This is a genomic window from Sphingobacterium sp. MYb388 (assembly GCF_037479535.1).
Classification (GTDB): domain Bacteria; phylum Bacteroidota; class Bacteroidia; order Sphingobacteriales; family Sphingobacteriaceae; genus Sphingobacterium; species Sphingobacterium anhuiense.
Genome location: NZ_JBBGYV010000002.1, coordinates 348757 through 367101 on the forward strand (window position 1 = coordinate 348757; position 18345 = coordinate 367101).

The 18345-nt window shown below is 37.1% G+C and carries 13 protein-coding genes; 10 read left to right on the plus strand and 3 right to left on the minus strand.

The features are described from left to right. Positions 1-10: 10 nt before the first annotated feature. Positions 11-2419: a TonB-dependent receptor gene (locus WH188_RS07490; protein WP_339423660.1), complete on the minus strand. Its 2409-nt coding sequence runs from the start codon at positions 2417-2419 to the stop codon at positions 11-13. Positions 2420-2704: 285 nt separating this feature from the next. Here WH188_RS07490 and WH188_RS07495 point away from each other — a divergent pair, with 285 nt between their 5' ends. Next, positions 2705-3136: a hypothetical protein gene (locus WH188_RS07495; protein ID WP_339423661.1), complete on the plus strand. Its 432-nt coding sequence runs from the start codon at positions 2705-2707 to the stop codon at positions 3134-3136. A gap of 173 nt (positions 3137-3309) precedes the next feature. Here the strand turns inward: WH188_RS07495 and WH188_RS07500 are convergent, their stop codons facing one another. Then, complete coding sequence (locus WH188_RS07500; protein ID WP_339423662.1) at positions 3310-3978, minus strand: HAD family hydrolase; 669 nt, start codon at positions 3976-3978, stop codon at positions 3310-3312. Positions 3979-4844: 866 nt separating this feature from the next. Between WH188_RS07500 and WH188_RS07505 the strand changes: the two genes are divergently transcribed. Both WH188_RS07505 and WH188_RS07510 read left to right on the plus strand, forming a co-directional pair. Next, positions 4845-5363, plus strand: coding sequence for a hypothetical protein (locus tag WH188_RS07505; protein WP_339423663.1), 519 nt, complete (start codon positions 4845-4847; stop codon positions 5361-5363). Positions 5364-5398: 35 nt separating this feature from the next. Beyond that, positions 5399-6178, plus strand: coding sequence for a hypothetical protein (locus tag WH188_RS07510; protein ID WP_339423664.1), 780 nt, complete (start codon positions 5399-5401; stop codon positions 6176-6178). 92 nt (positions 6179-6270) lie between these two features. Here the strand turns inward: WH188_RS07510 and WH188_RS07515 are convergent, their stop codons facing one another. Continuing rightward, positions 6271-6552, minus strand: coding sequence for a hypothetical protein (locus WH188_RS07515; protein WP_339423665.1), 282 nt, complete (start codon positions 6550-6552; stop codon positions 6271-6273). A 439-nt stretch (positions 6553-6991) separates the two neighbouring features. Between WH188_RS07515 and WH188_RS07520 the strand changes: the two genes are divergently transcribed. From WH188_RS07520 to WH188_RS07550, 7 genes are all read left to right on the plus strand, one after another. Further along, positions 6992-7414, plus strand: coding sequence for a lipocalin family protein (locus WH188_RS07520; protein ID WP_339423666.1), 423 nt, complete (start codon positions 6992-6994; stop codon positions 7412-7414). A gap of 305 nt (positions 7415-7719) precedes the next feature. Further along, positions 7720-8475 carry an MgtC/SapB family protein gene (locus tag WH188_RS07525; RefSeq protein WP_339423667.1) on the plus strand — a complete coding sequence of 252 codons (756 nt, stop codon included), beginning with the start codon at positions 7720-7722 and terminating at the stop codon, positions 8473-8475. Positions 8476-9099: 624 nt separating this feature from the next. After that, positions 9100-9645 carry an RNA polymerase sigma-70 factor gene (locus tag WH188_RS07530; protein ID WP_339423668.1) on the plus strand — a complete coding sequence of 182 codons (546 nt, stop codon included), beginning with the start codon at positions 9100-9102 and terminating at the stop codon, positions 9643-9645. Between the two features lie 67 nt (positions 9646-9712). Then, positions 9713-10870, plus strand: coding sequence for a FecR family protein (locus WH188_RS07535; RefSeq protein WP_339423669.1), 1158 nt, complete (start codon positions 9713-9715; stop codon positions 10868-10870). A gap of 219 nt (positions 10871-11089) precedes the next feature. After that, the gene (locus WH188_RS07540; RefSeq protein WP_339423670.1) at positions 11090-14533 is read left to right on the plus strand and encodes a TonB-dependent receptor; all 3444 of its coding nucleotides are present in this window, start codon (positions 11090-11092) and stop codon (positions 14531-14533) included. Between the two features lie 2 nt (positions 14534-14535). Continuing rightward, positions 14536-16245 (plus strand): RagB/SusD family nutrient uptake outer membrane protein, encoded by a 1710-nt coding sequence (locus tag WH188_RS07545; RefSeq protein WP_339423671.1) that lies wholly within the window; start codon positions 14536-14538, stop codon positions 16243-16245. A 27-nt stretch (positions 16246-16272) separates the two neighbouring features. Further along, the gene (locus tag WH188_RS07550; RefSeq protein WP_339423672.1) at positions 16273-18342 is read left to right on the plus strand and encodes an alpha-L-fucosidase; all 2070 of its coding nucleotides are present in this window, start codon (positions 16273-16275) and stop codon (positions 18340-18342) included. The last annotated feature ends 3 nt before the right edge of the window (positions 18343-18345 follow it).

Consider the following 18345-nt stretch of genomic DNA (forward strand, 5'->3'; position numbering starts at 1 on the left):
GTTTAATTAATTATAATATTGAAACTCTAAATTTTACAAAAAATGCTCTTCCGGGCTTTTGGAGACGAAAGTTGTCATACGCACGTTCATCAAATATATTGCGGGCCTCACCGGAAATATTATAACGGTTGCGGTTCCACGAATAGCTGACCAACAAAGAGTGGACGAGCTGCGTTGGAATATAGTTTTTGGATGCCAGTGAACCAAGATGGCTATCGCTTAAATAAAACCATTTGGTATACTGCGTCGTCCAGTTGATCTGTGTGCGGCTGCCTTTACTGAACCAGTCGTTTTGCGCAAAACCCAGATCAAGGTTACCATAGACCCAAGGACGATTAGGAATTTGGTAGCCATAGGTCAAGTTAACTTGCTGGTTTGTCTCATCGGTGTATTTCTGATTGTCGATGGCTCTGTCATAACTTCCATTTAATGCGGCTGTGATGATATCTTTATAGCCGTAGCGAAATTCAAAACTTCCACCGTAGATCTTTACCCCCGGAATATTATAGTACTGAAATTTGTCCTGTCCATTATCTGCTACAACACGTACATTTTGATAGTCTTTTGCCAGGCGATAAAAACCGGAAAGATCAACATTGATAAAATGGTTTTCGTTAAAGAATGTATTGTAGTAAAAACCAGTATTGAGATTATCGCTATTTTCAGGTTTTAAATCCCAATTGGGAAGAATATTGAAATTATCGCCATATATTTCAGACATCTCGGGCAATTTGTAGGCGTGTTCGGCAGAAAACTTCACGCCACCATCTTTGAATATTCGATATCGTGCAGCAGCACTATAGCCCGTATACCCCAAATATCTTGTTTGCTTAACTATGTCACCACTCACGAGTTGATTGTTAGTATCATATTTCCGTTCATCAATCTTCTGGTATGTATCGATGCCATAATATTTAAAAGCAAGGTTGGCAACCAATCGTTTGTCAAACCATTGACTTTGCCATGCTAACCCGGCAATATGTTTAACCATATTCTTTGGCAACCCTGAACTATTGTGATTTAAAATTTTGTCATAGGTTTGACGGTCATTGGTGCTGACGTTATAATTGAGGTTTAAACTTTGGTTACGGCTCTCATCAAAATCGTAGTTCAAATTTATTCTTCCAAGTACGCTATTGGTATTATCTTTTATGTATTTCTCTGGGTTAGCTTTACTACCTGTGCCATTGGTGATCGGAAGGCCAGTCCACTCGTAGTTATATTTCGCCGTATCTCGGTTGCGGGTAATGTTAAAGCCATAATTGGCATAGATATCGGCATATAGGCGGTTTACAAGAAAGTTTTGCTTTTTGTAGCTAATGGTTGGCATAATGTAAGCCGATTCGGTCCAATTACCTCCATAAGGCTTATTAATAGTTGCACCAAGCTGATTTTGTTTATTGTTGCCCGAATATGTCAGACCCACAAAGAACTGATCGGCCCAGCTTTTATCTCGTAGGCCCACTTCTACCTGACCCATGCTCGAATAATAGCGGTCTTTGAAACGTCTCGCTTCAGCAATAGGTACGAATTTATTATCAACCACTTTTTCTAAAATTATACCGTATTTTTCTTCGGTATACATCTTGTAGTCATTATCCGAATAGTTGTAGAAGGCATTAGTACGAACCGATAATTTATTTTTGGGGTTGGTATACATGCCCACTAGTGAAGCCTGATGGGTATTGAAGGAACCATAACTATAGCTTAGATCAAGAAAGTGCCTATTCCGTTGTTTGGTAATTATGTTGACTGCACCACCTAATGCGTCTGAACCTAAAAAAGCAGGAACAACACCTTTATAGATCTCGATGCGATCAACTAAGTTTACTGGAATATTATTCAACGACATGGCGGGCCCAAAATCATCCATAGGTACACCGTCGATATAGATTTTAGCTGCTAAGCCATTGATCCGGAAAACAAAGTTTGAACCTAATCCCCCATCTTCTCGAAAGGTAACACCGGGTGCTGTACGAAGAATCTGGCTCACATTGGCAGTTTGATTGGCATATCGGTTCATGTCAATAACATTTACGTTAAATCCTGACCGTTGAATTTCGTTGACCCGCTTTTGGTTATCAGTTTGTCCCTTCACATTGACAGCCTCAAGCATACGTTCGTCATTTTTTAACTGAAAGTCTTTGTGTGTTTCATTACTTTTCAATAGGATACTTTGCGCAATATACCCCACAGAAGTCACCTCAATTTTAAGGTTCTGTTGAGAAGATATTTTCAATTTGTAAAAACCATCTACATCTGTGGAGGTTCGGGTATCGGTTCCGATGACAGATATCGTAGCACTTTCTATTCCTTTTCCAAAGGTATCTTTAACATAGCCAGAAAGGGATGTTTGAGCTTGTACAAGCGAGCTTAAGTATAATAACGATATAAAAAAAATGTAGGTTGACTTTAACATGTTATCAATTTTATGAATTTGTTTTTAAAGTGATATGGTATTAGATTTTTGCTTAACTATTTACCTGTTAATTAGTTGAGTGTGACACTTAGTTTTTCATTGCGGGACAAATATATGTTTATTTAGATTAAATACAAATAATAATTTAACATTTTATAACATTTTATCTTTAAGAGAATTCAGTTGCATGTTTTTTTATTATCAAACAATAAAAGGAAAAATAATATAGGCGAATTGACTTGGAATGCCATTGTAATAAAATCAAAGGCCAAGAAAAACAGCAATATGGAGATCTTAAGAATGAGTGTTTGCTATATACAGCAGGCAAAAAAATTGAATTATCCAGACCGGGTATGTTGGTATCAAATAGGAATTTTTGCCGCTCGTTTGGGTCTTGCCGCAGAAGCCGCCAAAGATATTAAAGCCCGTAGCGGTGCATATCTAAAAGGTTTTCGATTTAAAGGATACAGGGATAGGCCGCACGATTGGAAGTCAGATTATGACGGTGTTGGCAATATGATGAATACCTTACAGGAAATTTTGGTGCAATGTGATGGAGATAAGATTTATATACTGCCGGCTTGGCCAAAAGACTGGGATGTAAATTTTAAAGTACATGCTTTTAAAAACACGGTTATTGAAGGTACTTATAAAAATGGGAAAATGAAACATTTGAAAGTGATGCCCGAAAGTAGAAGAAAAGATATCATCTTTTAATGAGATACCTCTGATATAAATATTGAAAAAATCGAATTATAGTGTATAAATAGAGATAGTTTTAAAGGACTAATTATTTATACACTTATGAAAAGCCACATCGCGTTGACTGTGAATAAAAAGAGTCTAACTCTTGGTGATACAACGTAGCGATGTAGCTTTTATGGTTTCAATTATTGCAGCGATATTGACGATGATGTCAAAATATTCAGCAGTTGCTTTGGTTCATCAATAATGAATGTTGCTCCATGTCGCTTTAATTCTTCGACTTCGCGAAAACCCCATGAGACCCCGATTGCTTGCACACCAGCATTGTTGGCAGTATCCATATCAACCGACGAATCACCGACATAAAAACAATCATCAGGTTTTACGTTCAGTATATTGAGCGTATCAAATATAATATCAGGATCCGGTTTAGCCGGATGGCCTTCTCGATGCCCCAATATCAGATCAAATGAAATCTCTGAAAAATATTTTGCTATTAATGGAAGAACAGCCTCATGGTATTTATTGGATGCAACAGAAATCAAATTACCCGATGATTTCAAGTCTTGTAATAATTGAATGATACCAGAATATGGTTGAGTATAGCTCTCGGTCTTTTCTTCATAACACTCCTTAAATGCAACAAGTAGGCGCGTTATTGTGTCCTCTTTTCTCGCGTCCGTAGGTAGTGCTCTTTCAATTAGCATCCGTACACCATTTCCGACAAATTTCTTGTAAGATTCAAGGGGATGAGTTGGATAACCAAATTGCTCAAGTGTCAGATTACAACTATCACCCAAATCTTGTAAAGTATCTAACAATGTTCCGTCCAAATCAAATATTATAAGCTTCATGCCTTAAATCTAATAAAAAACAATTATCAAAGTTTGTTAAAAATCAAATTTATGAGTTCTATTGATTGATCATTACTTTCGTCCTTGTGTTGTTTAGGGAAATAAAATATTATCAGTTACATTTTCATGGTTATAAGAAAAATAGATCAAGTAGAATACAATCATTTTTCAAATCATAAATTTGATTTAACGAATTTATAATAAGTATGGAAGATGAGCATACTTATTCCCCATATTAAATATAGGCCGCTGAAGATAAATAGATGTTCGAAATTAAAAAGAAATCAGATAACAATTGGTTCGAATAAATTTCACAAGCCATCATGGACATAAAATAGTTGCTGCAAAAGATATAAAATAGTGTCAGTGTGTTTTTTGATAAAAACAATCCTCATTACCATCGCTGATAATTTTTGATTTAATCTAAAGAACGTGATAATATATTAAAAATCTAAAACGCCATTTTAAGATTGAATTATCTTTCATAAAAATGAGCGATAATGTACTATATACAATCTGTTTTACGCATTTCTTTTTTCGTAAGAATACAAAATCAAATGGATAAAAACAGATCCTTACTGGTCAATATCCAACTATATTTAGTGTTTATTAGTTGTTAATTTTAACACAGTATAGATCATTATTTAACCTTTGTTCAGATTATGAATTGCACACCACCTTTTGTAAATACCACCTTTAAGGTTTTTTTACTTATTGCTGCCTTGGTACTATCCGTTTGTAATAGCCAGATTTTTTGTCAAAGTATGGTTAAAGATCAAGGTAGTGGTAAAATGGTCCTAAAGTGTTATCTCGCGCACGTTGATCATCAAGAGAAACAAGAACTTTACTATAAGTTCACGTACTACATGAAAGGTAATTTAGTTTTGAGACAAGAACTAAAAAATGATAGCAGCTTAATTGAAACGAACAAATCTGACGATGGATACTTGACTATAACTAAGTTAACGCCGACTTATCTTATCAATCTCTCGAAAGAGCTTGTTAGATACAAAAGTGAAACAGATTCTAACAAAACAGAAGAAGTGGCTTTGGCTAATTATGAATCCGAGCTGTTTTATAAATGTGCAGTAGCGCCTCCAAAAATAACACACCTCGATACATTAAGTAATCTAACTATGACAGTAGCAGGTCAGCGGTGTACAATAGGTAAAGCACATGTTCTAAATTCTGATTTTGAATTTGCCTATACCAAATCAAAACTAGGTGTTAAGTCTCCTTTAAATCTTTTTGTTCCTGACTTTCCATATCAAATCCTTTGGATAAAAATCCCTCTTGATAATAATCCACAGGGAATACAGACTTTCGTAATTGATAGTTTCTCCGATATAATACCTGAAAACATCAAAAAATCAATCACCTGGTAATCTATTATTTATTTTTTTACTAAATTAAAAATTTTATGAAAACTAAAAATCTGGTATTGACAGCAATGTCATTATCCCTTCTCATTGGTTGTAAAAAACAAGAGGAAATCGAAACAAAAATTGACTACAAAAAGAAGCTAGTGCAAGAATTCAACTTAACTTCTACGACTTCTTCCGCTAAAATGTCTAGTAAGGAAAGTGAGCCAGCTCATAATTTTGCAACTTATGAGGAGCTGTACAAGTATCTAAAAGAATTGGTCAAGAATACTGTTATTTATGATACTGTCGTTATCTATCCATCAAAAACTAACTCTAATTTGAACTCACCAAATGAGCTGAAGTTGATGGGGAAAAATAATAATACTTACGGAACAACTAATGATCAATCGATTACAGGTGTTGATCAAAACTTTTATTCCCACTATCTCTCGAAATCCGCAAAATCTTCTCTCACTAACACCTTTACACTTTCATACACAGTTTCAACAACTGTAAACTGGCCATGGAAAAAGAAAGACGCGTCTTCCGCTCCAGTGTATCTTGGATATCCCTATTTTTCAAGCACTAATGCTTACGGTCAATATCTGACATATGCCGGCTTCATGCAATTGACTAATTACAACGTAAACCTTACCGCAAATGGCGAGGCCGGTACTGCTGTTGGCGCCGCGCAGCTTTACGCGACCACCGCGGGGTTATCATATTCCGTGTCTGTTGGTCTTAATGGCAGTTTTAAATTATTTCTACCGGGATCACCGCAAAGCCCGTTAACCATCAATTATACCTTTACAGCTACAGAACCAACATTGCCATAAACGAGATTTAATTACTGTTTATACTTAGTTTTAATCTACTTTTTTCATAAAGTAGATTAAAACTAAAATTATATTTTACCCATTTTTTTTCCTCAAATTCTTCTAATCGTCCGCTTACAAATTGGCGCAGACTGTTCTTTTTTATTTTCCAGTGTTTTCGCTGTGACTTTTGCGAGAATCTTTCCAACAACTTCTTTAATTATCACTGGATCCGACGCATTCTCATCTTGCCTTCGCCCTTTTTTATTGACCACTTCCGAAAGCCAATCAATATATTTTCTCGCATCGTTTATATTAACTGGATCTATTTCCCTATGGCCTGAGCCTTTCCAATCGTCAAGTCCGATGTAAAAGCCATAATCTGGAAAACCCAACTTATCGTAAACAATGATTACATTATCGATCGATTTGTGCGGAACATTATTTTTATGACTGGCTATAAAATAATTTTTATATTCATCGAATATCTAGTCAGGATCATTCTTTTCTATCATATTTATCTGTTCTCACTACCGTCCTAAATAAATTTTAGAAGTGTTTTTCCATATAAATAACCGCTATTTTTAAATCATTTCAATTTTGATCCTATTTTTTAGTCTGAAAAGATCTGTAGTTGTCCATTTTTTCCACTTACTGGCGGTTTAATAAAGACTTTTTTTAATATTTTTGTCATTAATTAATCAAATGCTTTTTTTGTTAAAAGTAAATTAAAGAATCTAGCTATTCTATTATTTATTTTTAACATACCTTAAGATGATAAGATTTACTAATAATGCCTATTGTTTTTAAATAACACTTTATAAATAAATTAGAATGAAAAAATTATTAACAATTTTTACCCTAGTAATGGTTGTGTTTGCAAGTTCATGTTCAAAGGATGATGATGTCATCGGTGAATCGGATAGTGTGGTTGGACGCTGGGTTTTAGAGAAAATGGAGGAGTTAAATAGTAAAGAGACCGTTCCTTTCACTGATGGTATAGAATTTACTTTTAAGGCCGATGGCACATTTACAGGTTTTACCAACGATATCGATTTTGATGGAGAGGATCCTATTATCAGAAAAGTACCTACATCAGGAACATATAAGCTTTCATCTAATGGTGAAAAGATTACCATAATGCAAAAAGACGAAGACAATGAAGAGTATAATATCCATACTCTTACGACAAGAAAAATGATTCTTCGTGGTAATTACGACGATTTTAATGTTCAGATAACCTTTAATAAAAAATAAATGATATCATTTATAATTAAACATAGTGAATTATAGAAGCTAATAGTTTTAAATCTATAAAGCCGATTGGGAAACCAATCGGCTTTTTACGTAATAATTTTTACAATCATTGGATACTGTAAATTTATCGAAAAATGGCTTTTTAATACCTGTACAAGATATAGGATATCTTGTATTGCGACATCATTTAAGTGTTTAATATTTAGTGAAATATATTTGAGATTCAGATGTGTAATTTTTAAATTAAGATCTCATGTGTTATTAAAGATGTAAAGGCTATCTTTAAAAAGTTATCTTAAATAAGCATGAACATTCAATTTTTACTCATACATACTGGTTATTTAGATGCTATCGATTTTATTACTAGAATTGCCATCGCATTTGCCTTAGGACTTTCAATAGGAGCAGAGCGTCAGTGGCGGGACAAGAGTGCAGGACTACGTACAAATGCGCTGGTGTCCATTGGTGCCGCCGCATACATGTTGTTGTCAGTATACCTATATGGTGCAGATGGTGGCGATCCAGGACGTATTGCAGCACAGATTGTGACCGGTATAGGATTTCTTGGCGCAGGTGTTATCATGAAAGATGGATTGACGATACGTGGACTCAATACCGCCGCAACGATTTGGTGTTCGGCTGCGGTCGGTACGTTATGTGGTATGGCCTTATATATCGAGGCTACTATTGTGACCGGTGCGATCCTGTTTACTCATATTGCAATGGGACCTTTTAGTGATTGGTTAGGTGCATTAAAATCGTATAAAAGCAGAAAAGTACAGGAAGCCTTTTATTTAATCAAAGTCGCCTGTAAAGTTGAAGATGAAACCGATATCCGGAGTCATATTGTTGGTCAGATCGAAAACAGACATACATATTTGCTACGATCTATCTTACGCAATGTGTCTGTAGAGAATGCAAACACGGTTATATTAAATGTAAAACTTTCAACAGTTGGTAAGAGTGACAACAAGATTGAAGAACTGATTTTTGAATTGACCAAGGTAAAACACGTTCAGGAAGCAAGTTGGTTCTATTTAGGTAACTCTATGGAGAATTAAAGCAGTGGTTTACTTTTTCATCGCCATATGTTCTTTTTGTAAAGTGTAAAAGAGATGGATAGTCAGACAAGATTATCCATCTCTTTTAGTATTTTCGAATAACCAAAAACCATCTTTTTTTATCCGGAATTATGTAAGTTCCAAAGATTGAAACTCCACTTTCTTTATCAGTTCGCCATTATCATAATAGTTTTAGCTTTATTTAGGCTAAAAGCAATTACTTCTTTGTAATATCACTGAACCTTATTTATATTGGATTTATATTGCTATTACTTGTTGTATTGGTCATACCTCCGATCTCTTATATTTATGGTAATAAAATCTCTACGTGATATGCTTGGATTTTGTTTCTCCGTTGTCTCGATTACTGATAGCGGAAAGTTCGTTGATTGAGCTTTATTTTGCAATTATTTCCTGAAGGTTGACCTGTTTCGATTTTAAACTATCTTTTAAATGAATTTTTTGTGCTGATGTAAACTTTCAGAATTGTTTTTATATCTACGGTGATATTCGTAAGTTTATCAAATCATTCAAACCAATTCTGATTCAAATTTCAAAGAATTGAATCTGTATCGACTTATGAAGCGTTATGATGAATATTCAGATATTGAACTGCTTGATCTTATGAAAAAAGATCATGAGCAGGCACTTTCTGCGCTTTATCACCGCTATTGGAACAAATTGCTTGTTGTTGCGGCTCATCGGCTTGATGATATTACGATAGCAGAGGAATGTGTACAAGATCTATTCTGTAGTTTATGGAGCCGTAGGCATACATTGGTTCTTCGATTCTCATTAGCGACATATCTTTCTGTAGCGGTAAAATATCAGGTAATTAAACAGCTGGATCTCCAATACCGTAAGGCTGAACGAAAAGAAAAGTATATTTCCGATTATGCCTCATCGATTCATCTTCCATCGGCAGATGAATCCATTTTAGAAAAAGAAATGATTGAACGTATTTCTGCTGCTATCAATAGATTACCAGATAAATGTCGCATTGTTTTCAAATTGAGCCGTGAAGAAGGAATGCCTAATAAACAGATCGCCGTTGAATTAGGTATTGCAGAAAAAACAGTTGAAGCACATATCTCCAAAGCTTTAAAAGATTTGCGTACTGATCTGGTCACGATTTCTCCGCTTGTGTTATTCTATTTATTCGAAAAATAATTTTTTTTCATCTTGACTAAGGGTTGATCTGATTTTTCAGTACTATATCTTCAAATTACCCCAAATTATGATTCAAGAATACGACAAAGAACTTTTGTTGAAGATAGCCTATAAGCTAAAACTAGGTCAAGCTAGTCCTGAGGAACAGGATTATTTTGACCGTTGGTATCGTGAACACAAGGATGATATCTTAGAACTACCTGAGGGTTATGTACCACATGTGGAAATGATCCGCGATCGTATGCATGAAAAAATTATGCATAGAATAACTGCAGAACAATTTCCAAAGAATAAAAAAAATCCAAAGAAATGGTGGAGTATTGCGGCCGCAGCTCTCCTTATTATGGGTTTGTTTTTTTATTTCCAAAACAATGGAAATGTAAATGGAAGTGATCCTAAACAAGCGGCTGTAGATACTGTCATATTACCAGGTACGCAATCTGCAACGCTTACATTATCAGACGGCAAGGAAATAAAATTATCCGATATCAAGACTGGTCAAACGGTAAAGGCAGATGGTGCTCTGATTACTAAAGCCGCAGATGGCAATTTGATTTACGAGGTTGACCATACATTTACTGGAAGAATGAAATTAAATACCGTTGCAACTATGAACGGAGAAACCTATACCATCAACCTTCCTGATGGTACGCTGGTATGGTTAAATGCTGGATCATCCTTAAAATATCCTGTTGTTTTTGATAAAAAGGAGCGAAAGGTAACCTTGACAGGTGAAGCTTATTTTGAAGTAGCGTCGAATAAAAAAGTCCCTTTTAGCGTTGTCAGCGGAAAACAGACTGTAGAAGTATTGGGGACTCATTTTAATATCAATGCTTACGATAATGAAAAGTATATAAAAACAACTTTACTGGAAGGACGTGTAAAGGTTAAAAATGACGATGCAGTTTCAATTTTAAATGTAGGGCAGCAGTCTCGCATTAACAAAGAGAAAGATGGAATTGATGTCTTGGAAGTTGATCTGGATGAAGCAGTGGCTTGGAAAGAGGGATATTTTAGATTCAATAATGAAAGTATTGAAAGTGTCATGAGAAAAATTGCGCGATGGTACAATATCGATGTTTCATTTCAAGGAGTGATATCTAAAGAAAAATTTAATGGTACGGTATCTCGAAATAAGGGTATAGATCAGGTATTGGAAATATTGGAATTGACGAATGCGGTGCATTTTAAGATCAAGGGAAGGAGGGTTACTGTGATGGAATAGCTATACCACTATAGTAATCAAAGAAAACCAGGATTGACGCTAATCAAAATCCTGGTCTTGTTTGGACGATTTAATTTATTGCTAATGTATTATAAACCACGAATATCAGCCATCTGGACAATGTATTGATATTCGTATAACCAAACTTAACAAATGTATGAAAATTTAAGACCAAATCTACGGCCTTCTACTATGGGCGTAGCTAAAATCCTATTGGTTATGAAACTGATTGTTGTATTAATGATTGCCATGGTACTCAGGGTGAATGGAAGCTCATTTGCTCAAAATGTAACATTGTCGGAGCGAAATGCTCCGCTGGCAAATATCTTGGAAAAGGTTAGAAAACAGACGGGTTATGATTTTCTGGTGACTGAGAGTATGTTGATTAATGCTAAACCGGTTACCATTAATGCTAAAAATGAAAAGGTATCAACAGTTTTGACTAAGATCTTTGAGCATCAGAATTTAAATTTTAAAATTAAAAATAGTTCGATCATTGTTAGTAGTAAGCCGGTATCCTTAGAAGTTGAAGAAACTCAGAAACCGGTGCAGGATAACCTATCGGGTAAAGTTGTGGATAGCAAAGGAATGCCGATTACGGGTGCTACGATTAAAATTAAGGGTGGTACGCAAACGGTGGTGAGTGGTGAGGGCGGTCGGTTTCAACTGCGTACTGCTGATAAGAATGCGATACTTATTGTTTCATTTGTGGGGTATGAAACTCAGGAAGTTCGTGCAACAGCTGCAAATTTAACCATTACAATGACCCAAACTATGAGTGGTTTGGATGAGGTGATTGTGGTTGGTTATGGTACTCAGAAAAAAATTAACCTAACTGGCGCTGTCAGTTCTGTTGGTTCTGAAGTACTTGAAAATCGTATGATTACGAACATAGGTGCTGGTTTACAAGGTGCAGTTCCTAACCTTAATATCGGAATTTCCAATGGTCGCCCAGGTGCTGGTGCTAGTTTTAATATAAGAGGCTATACTTCGTTGAATGGTGGCGGACCGCTTATTCTTGTCGATGGTGTTCAAATGGACCCCAATCAGCTCAATCCGCAAGATGTGCAGAACGTAACGGTTCTAAAAGATGCAGCAGCGTCTGCTATTTATGGAGCACGTGCAGCATATGGAGTTGTTTTGATCACGACCAAAAATGGAAACTATAATTCGGGGACACGTGTCAATTATTCTTTCAATCAAGGTTTTTCCAGACCGACCACTATTCCAAAGACGGTTAATTCTTTAGAATATGTAGATATGTATAAATATGCGGATCTGACGGGTAACCTATCTGGTGGTGGTCGTGGATCGGAAGTTTGGACAGATACTGATATTGAAAAAATGAAGGAATACATGGCCAATCCAATTCCTGAAAATGCGGTCTATATTGATCCAAGTAATCCTACACGCTACCGTTATGTTGGCAATACCGATTGGTGGGAAGAAATGTTTCCGGGATGGGCACCTATGAGCGAACACAATTTGGGTCTGACTGGAGGTAGTGAGAAAATAAAATACCACACTTCACTGGGATACTTAAATCAAGGTGGTTTGTTTAAATCGGCGAATCAAAAATACAAGCGTTATAATGTCAATATGGGATTGGAGACTAAGGTAACCTCTTGGTTGGATCTGAATGCTAAGGTTCGTTTAAATCGTAAGGAGGATGACAAGCCCGCGCGATCTGCCGCTATTGAGGGTATTTTTGGAGATCGTATTGCGACAGATTTAAGACCTAATATTCCGATTAGACATCCAGATGGTCATTACTCGGGCCAGGGTAGTACGACCAATCCATTTGCTATGAACGAGTATAATGGACGTGATACTTATCAATCCGACGATATCTGGTTGACGGGGGGATTCAATATTCATCCGCTTAAAAACTTTAAAGTGGTTGGGGATTTGACTTGGAATAGCTATAATTATAACAATAAGATCAACACAAAATCATATGATGAATACGGAGCGGTTCCTGCTGGTCAAGATCCTACAAATCCGGACAATGCTTATCTGGTAGGACCTTACCCACATAACCGTGTGCCTTGGGTTTCGGAGAGTAACTCAAAGGATCGTTATACAGCGATCAATATTTATGCGGAGTATGAAAATACCTTTGCTGAAAAGCATTATCTGAAAGCTATGGCAGGGTATAATAGGGAAGAAAAGATTTATAGTAATTTTAGTGCACGTGCTAAAAACCTATTGAATCAAGATTTTCCATACCTTAATTTAAATAATGACGATAAACCTATCGTAGGCTCTCTACCGTTGGATTGGGCGCTTTTGGGACAGTTTTTTCGCGTTAATTATATATATGATAATCGTTATCTAATAGAAATCAATGGTAGACATGATGGTTCTTCACGTTTTGCTGCAGATAAACGCTATGTCTTTAGCCCTTCGGCAAGTGTTGCATGGCGCCTTTCGAATGAAGAATATTTAAGTTTCTTGAAACCAACATTCAACGATTTAAAAATCAGGGCTTCTTATGGTACACTACCTAATCAAAGTATTGATTTGAATAGCAATCCGACTAATGGTTCACTATACCCATACATTGCGACGATGCCTTATGGTACGACCAATTATATATTTGGAAATGCTAACCAATCCTATATTACAGCTCCTGGACTTGTAAGTACGTTGTTTACCTGGGAAAAAGTAACGTCTAAGAATATCGGTTTAGATTTCGCCCTGTTGGACAATAAATTGAGTGGTTCATTTGATTTATATCGCAGAGATACCCGTGATATGTTGGTGGGTGGACAGCCATTGCCAGCGATTCTGGGTGTTGGAGCTCCTAATAGAAATGCGGCGGATCTGAAAACAACAGGCTGGGAGTTTGAAGTTAAATACAACAATAAGATCAATGACTTCAACTATTTTGTCAGCTTTAATATGAGTGATAATAAGGCTAAGATCACCAAATATGACCTTAACCCAACGGGTGAGCTAACGTCACATTATGTCGGCAAGCAAATCGATGAAATATGGGGCTACACTTCCAATGGATTATATCAGAGTGATGCCGAAGCGAATGATGGCTTGAATAAAGAACGACTTTTTTCGGGAACGTGGCTTGGTGGTGACGTTCGTTTTGAAGATTTGAATGGGGATAAAAAAATTGATAATGGTAGCAATACGTTAAGTAATTCGGGTGATATGCGTATTATCGGTAACCAAACTGCTCGATACTCCTATGGTATGCGTTTCGGTGCTGATTATAAAAACTTTGATTTATCGGTATTCTTGCAAGGTGTAGGACATCGTGATGCTGTAGTAGGTGGTACTTATTTTTATGCATTTGGTGGTGGTGAATGGGATGTGCCAACTAAAAATCAAATGGACTACTGGACGCCAGAAAATCAAGATGCGTATTTTCCACGTCTCCGTTTTGGAGGGAATGGTAATACGGTGACTTCGACCCGTTATCTGCAGGATGCTTCTTATATGCGCATCAAAAATATCACGATCGGATATTCTGTGCCAAGTTTGATTTTGAAACGAGCGAAAATTGAAAAGATCCGCTTATTCTTCTCTGGAGAAAACTTGTTCACCTTTACCAAGATGTTTGACAATTTTGATCCAGAGCAATTAGACAGAACTGCGTATCCATTAAGTAAAAATATCTCCTTCGGAGCTCAAATCACATTCTAGCCATGAAATACAACCATAAATATTTGAATATATTGCTCGCTTCAGGTCTTTTCCTTAGTCTGAATAGCTGTAAGGATGATGGATTTTTAGATCGTTATCCTAAAAATGAATTTAGTGAGGTGACTTATTTTAAAAGTGAAAACGATTTAAAATTGTTTGCCAATCTATTTTATAATAATTTACCATTTGTGAACAATTATTCGGCTGATAATAATTCGGATAATATGCTTCCAGCGACTTCCGATGCTTTGTTGGGCGGTACAGTTTCAGTCCCTTCTGCTGGCGGAGGTTGGGCTACTGATGACTGGCTCCCGATTCGTAGATGTAATTACTTCCTTAAGCGTTATGAACAAGTACAATCGACCAATAAGGAGCGTTATGCTGCCGAAGTGCGTTTTTTTCGGGCACTCTTCTATTGGCAAAAAGTAACTGCTTTTGGTGATGTTCCATTGGTACTATCGGATCTGGATGAGACCTCTCCAGAATTGTACGGACCTCGTGTCAAGCGTAATGAAGTGATGGATCAGGTTTTGTTGGATTTAACATATGCCGCGAGTAATCTACCTGAAAAAGGTTCTGAAGAAACGGGGCGCCTAAATAAGGATATTGCAAATGCTTTGTTGTCACGAATCGCTTTATGGGAAGGAACTTTTCGTAAGTATCACGGCTTGGGCGATCCACTGCCTGTACTGCAGGCTTCGTTAACGGCTTCAGAGGCTTTGATAAATGGTGGAAAGTACCGTTTGTATACTACAGGAAATGTGGATAAAGATTATCAAGATTTATTTACGCAGACTGATCTGAAACCAAACCCTGAGTCGATTATGCATTGGGCTTATATTATTGGAACTTTGACGCAAGGTTATACGCGTACTGCAAATGAGAATAATACAGGTGTCAGTAAGGATCTGGTGGAGGCTTACTTGTACAAAGATGGAAAACCTAGCGGTTTGACTTCTTTTCCAACGGATGATAGCGAACCTGCTAAAGAAGCGGAAAATAGAGATCCTCGGTATAAGCAAACGGTTGCCAGCCCGGGTTTTATCTATCGGATAGGTACGAGTACGGTTGCACCACTTGCTTATGGGCTACCTTTGATCGGAACGTCTCAGACTTCTAGTGGATATTGGTTAATCAAAGGGCGGTCAAGTGATCCTGTTCAAGAGATTGCGAATCAATCGGATATTGATGCTTTTATTTTTAGATATGCAGAGGTATTGCTGAATTATGCAGAGGCGAAGTATGAAATTAATAAAACTCTAAGTCAAACTGATCTGGATAAAAGTATTAATTTACTTCGTGACCGTGTAGGTATGCCACATTTAACAGCAATGGTTTCAGCAGACCCACGTGCGGTTGATTATGGATATGTGGTGACGCCTTTACTGTACGAAATACGTCGAGAGCGCCGTATCGAACTCATGGGAGAGGGATTTCGATTGAATGATATTAAAAGATGGAAAGCCGGAAAACTTATCGAAGGTATAAAAACGGTGAGGGGAATGAAGCTGAATGCTGATTTGAGGAAAAAGTATAGTTATGATGTGAGTAAGATTGCGACTGATAATAATGCTTTGATCATTGTAAATACGAACTACAGTAATGGTCGCAAATGGAACGATAAATACTATTTTAATCCAATACCGTTGAATCAGATTAACCTTACTGCGGGCAAGCCAGGTGCTTATGTGCAGAATCCGGGATGGGAATAATTGGATAAACTGATAGATTAATAAGGAATGAATTATATCAAAAAAAGTCTAGCACTAGGAGTAATAACCCTTATTACGACATGGCATGTCAATGCGCAGCAGGCTGCTCCAGCGCCCTATGGGGCGCTGCCGAGTGCCGACCAGGTTTCATGGCAGAAATTAGGATACTATATGTTTATCCATTTCGGACCGAATACTTTTACAGATAAGGAATGGGGTGATGGCAAGGAAAGCCCTATGGTTTTTAATCCAACTGATCTCGATGCGCGTCAATGGGCTAAAACAGCTAAAGATGCGGGTATGAAAGCTATTATTATAACCGCTAAGCATCACGATGGTTTTTGTTTATGGCCAAGTAAATACAGTACACATACGGTACGTGAAAGTCCATGGAAAGGTGGGAAGGGTGATGTATTAAAAGATCTCTCTGAAGCTTGTAAAGAATACGGATTGAAGTTTGGGGTATATCTGTCTCCTTGGGATCAAAATCATCCTTCTTATGGAACTCCTGAATACAACGATATCTTTGCCAAAACGCTGGAAGAGGTGTTGACCAATTATGGTGATATCTATGAGATGTGGTTTGATGGTGCAAATGGAGAGGGACCAAACGGTAAAAAGCAAGTTTACCATTGGCCATTGTTTCGTAGTGTGGTGTATAAGCATCAGCCTCATGCGGTTATATTTAGCGACATTGGCCCAGGAGCTCGCTGGATCGGCAATGAGTCTGGCTTTGCAGGAGAAACCAACTGGAGCACGCTCAATACGGATGGTTTTGGAATGGGAAAGGATGCGCCAAAACAAGCGATCTTAAATTCTGGTGATGAAAACGGTAAATATTGGATACCTGGTGAGGTGGATGTCTCCATAAGACCTGGATGGTTTTACAGCCCGGATACAGATGATAAAGTCAAGACCTTAAGTCAATTGCTGGGTATTTATTATACTTCAGTGGGGCGTAATGCTAATTTGCTACTAAATGTTCCTGTTAGCCGTACTGGAAAGATTCATCCGACAGATTCGACACGCTTAATGGAGCTTAGAGCTGTTGTGGATGCTACTTTTAAGACAAATTTAGCTAAAGGGAAAACTGTATTGATCAATACGACTCGCGCACCTCAACTCACAGATGGTAATTATGATACTTATTGGGGAGCTGAAGGCAACGCTAAAAAAGCAGTTTTGACACTTGATTTGGGAATAAAAACAAAGTTAAATCGTTTACTTCTACAGGAGTATATTCCGCTTGGACAGCGGGTAAGATCCTTTGAAGTAGCCTATTGGAACGGTCAGAAATATGTAGCACTGGTTAAGCAAAGCACAATAGGTTATAAAAGAATCCTTGCTTTTCCGATAATAGCGACGAATAAACTTCGGATTACACTCGAGGCTAATGCCGCGCCAGTTCTTTCTGAAATTCAGGTTTATTTAGCTCCAGAAATGCTTGATGTACCTGTTATCAATAGAACCAAGGAAGGAATAGTATCTATTAAGACGAATAGTCCGGATCCGATTGTTACTTATACGCTAGACGGTAGTGAACCCAACATGAAAAGTATGCGTTACAATCAACCCTTTGAGCTGACAAGAGGAGGAACTGTAAAGGCAAAGGCTTTTATTAATAATGGAAAAGATTTTAGCGATGTGGTGATCGCAGATTTTGATCTTTCGACAGCCGATTGGAAAGTCTTGCATGCAAGTGAATCTAAAAAAGAATCGCAGATAAACAGGGCATTTGATGGTAACGGTAGGACTAGTTGGGAAGCTAATTCTGCTGGATCTACGGGTATTTATGAAATCGCAATTGATATTGGTAAGGAAATGGAAATCGCAGGATTTACTTATACACCTGCTAACAATGGTAATACGGGCGGAACTGTTACTAAATACAATTTTTACGTTAGTAGGAACGGAAAAGATTGGGATCGTATCCTGACGGATAAGGTATTTGGAAATATCAATAATAATCCGGTAAAACAGCAGGTGATGTTCCCAAATAAAAAGCAGGCTCGCTTTATTAAATTGGAAGCCCTTGCGGTAATTGGTGCCGATCAAAGTGGAATGAAAATAAATGAAATCGGCGTGATTGTAAAGTAAAGT

Coding starts and splice junctions, on each gene's coding strand:
- WH188_RS07490 (WP_339423660.1), bottom strand. CDS start 2,419: ATGTTAAAGTCAACCTACATTTTTTTTATATCGTTATTATACTTAAGC.
- WH188_RS07495 (WP_339423661.1), top strand. CDS start 2,705: ATGGAGATCTTAAGAATGAGTGTTTGCTATATACAGCAGGCAAAAAAA.
- WH188_RS07500 (WP_339423662.1), bottom strand. CDS start 3,978: ATGAAGCTTATAATATTTGATTTGGACGGAACATTGTTAGATACTTTA.
- WH188_RS07505 (WP_339423663.1), top strand. CDS start 4,845: ATGAAAGGTAATTTAGTTTTGAGACAAGAACTAAAAAATGATAGCAGC.
- WH188_RS07510 (WP_339423664.1), top strand. CDS start 5,399: ATGAAAACTAAAAATCTGGTATTGACAGCAATGTCATTATCCCTTCTC.
- WH188_RS07520 (WP_339423666.1), top strand. CDS start 6,992: ATGAAAAAATTATTAACAATTTTTACCCTAGTAATGGTTGTGTTTGCA.
- WH188_RS07525 (WP_339423667.1), top strand. CDS start 7,720: ATGAACATTCAATTTTTACTCATACATACTGGTTATTTAGATGCTATC.
- WH188_RS07530 (WP_339423668.1), top strand. CDS start 9,100: ATGAAAAAAGATCATGAGCAGGCACTTTCTGCGCTTTATCACCGCTAT.
- WH188_RS07535 (WP_339423669.1), top strand. CDS start 9,713: ATGATTCAAGAATACGACAAAGAACTTTTGTTGAAGATAGCCTATAAG.
- WH188_RS07540 (WP_339423670.1), top strand. CDS start 11,090: ATGAAACTGATTGTTGTATTAATGATTGCCATGGTACTCAGGGTGAAT.
- WH188_RS07545 (WP_339423671.1), top strand. CDS start 14,536: ATGAAATACAACCATAAATATTTGAATATATTGCTCGCTTCAGGTCTT.
- WH188_RS07550 (WP_339423672.1), top strand. CDS start 16,273: ATGAATTATATCAAAAAAAGTCTAGCACTAGGAGTAATAACCCTTATT.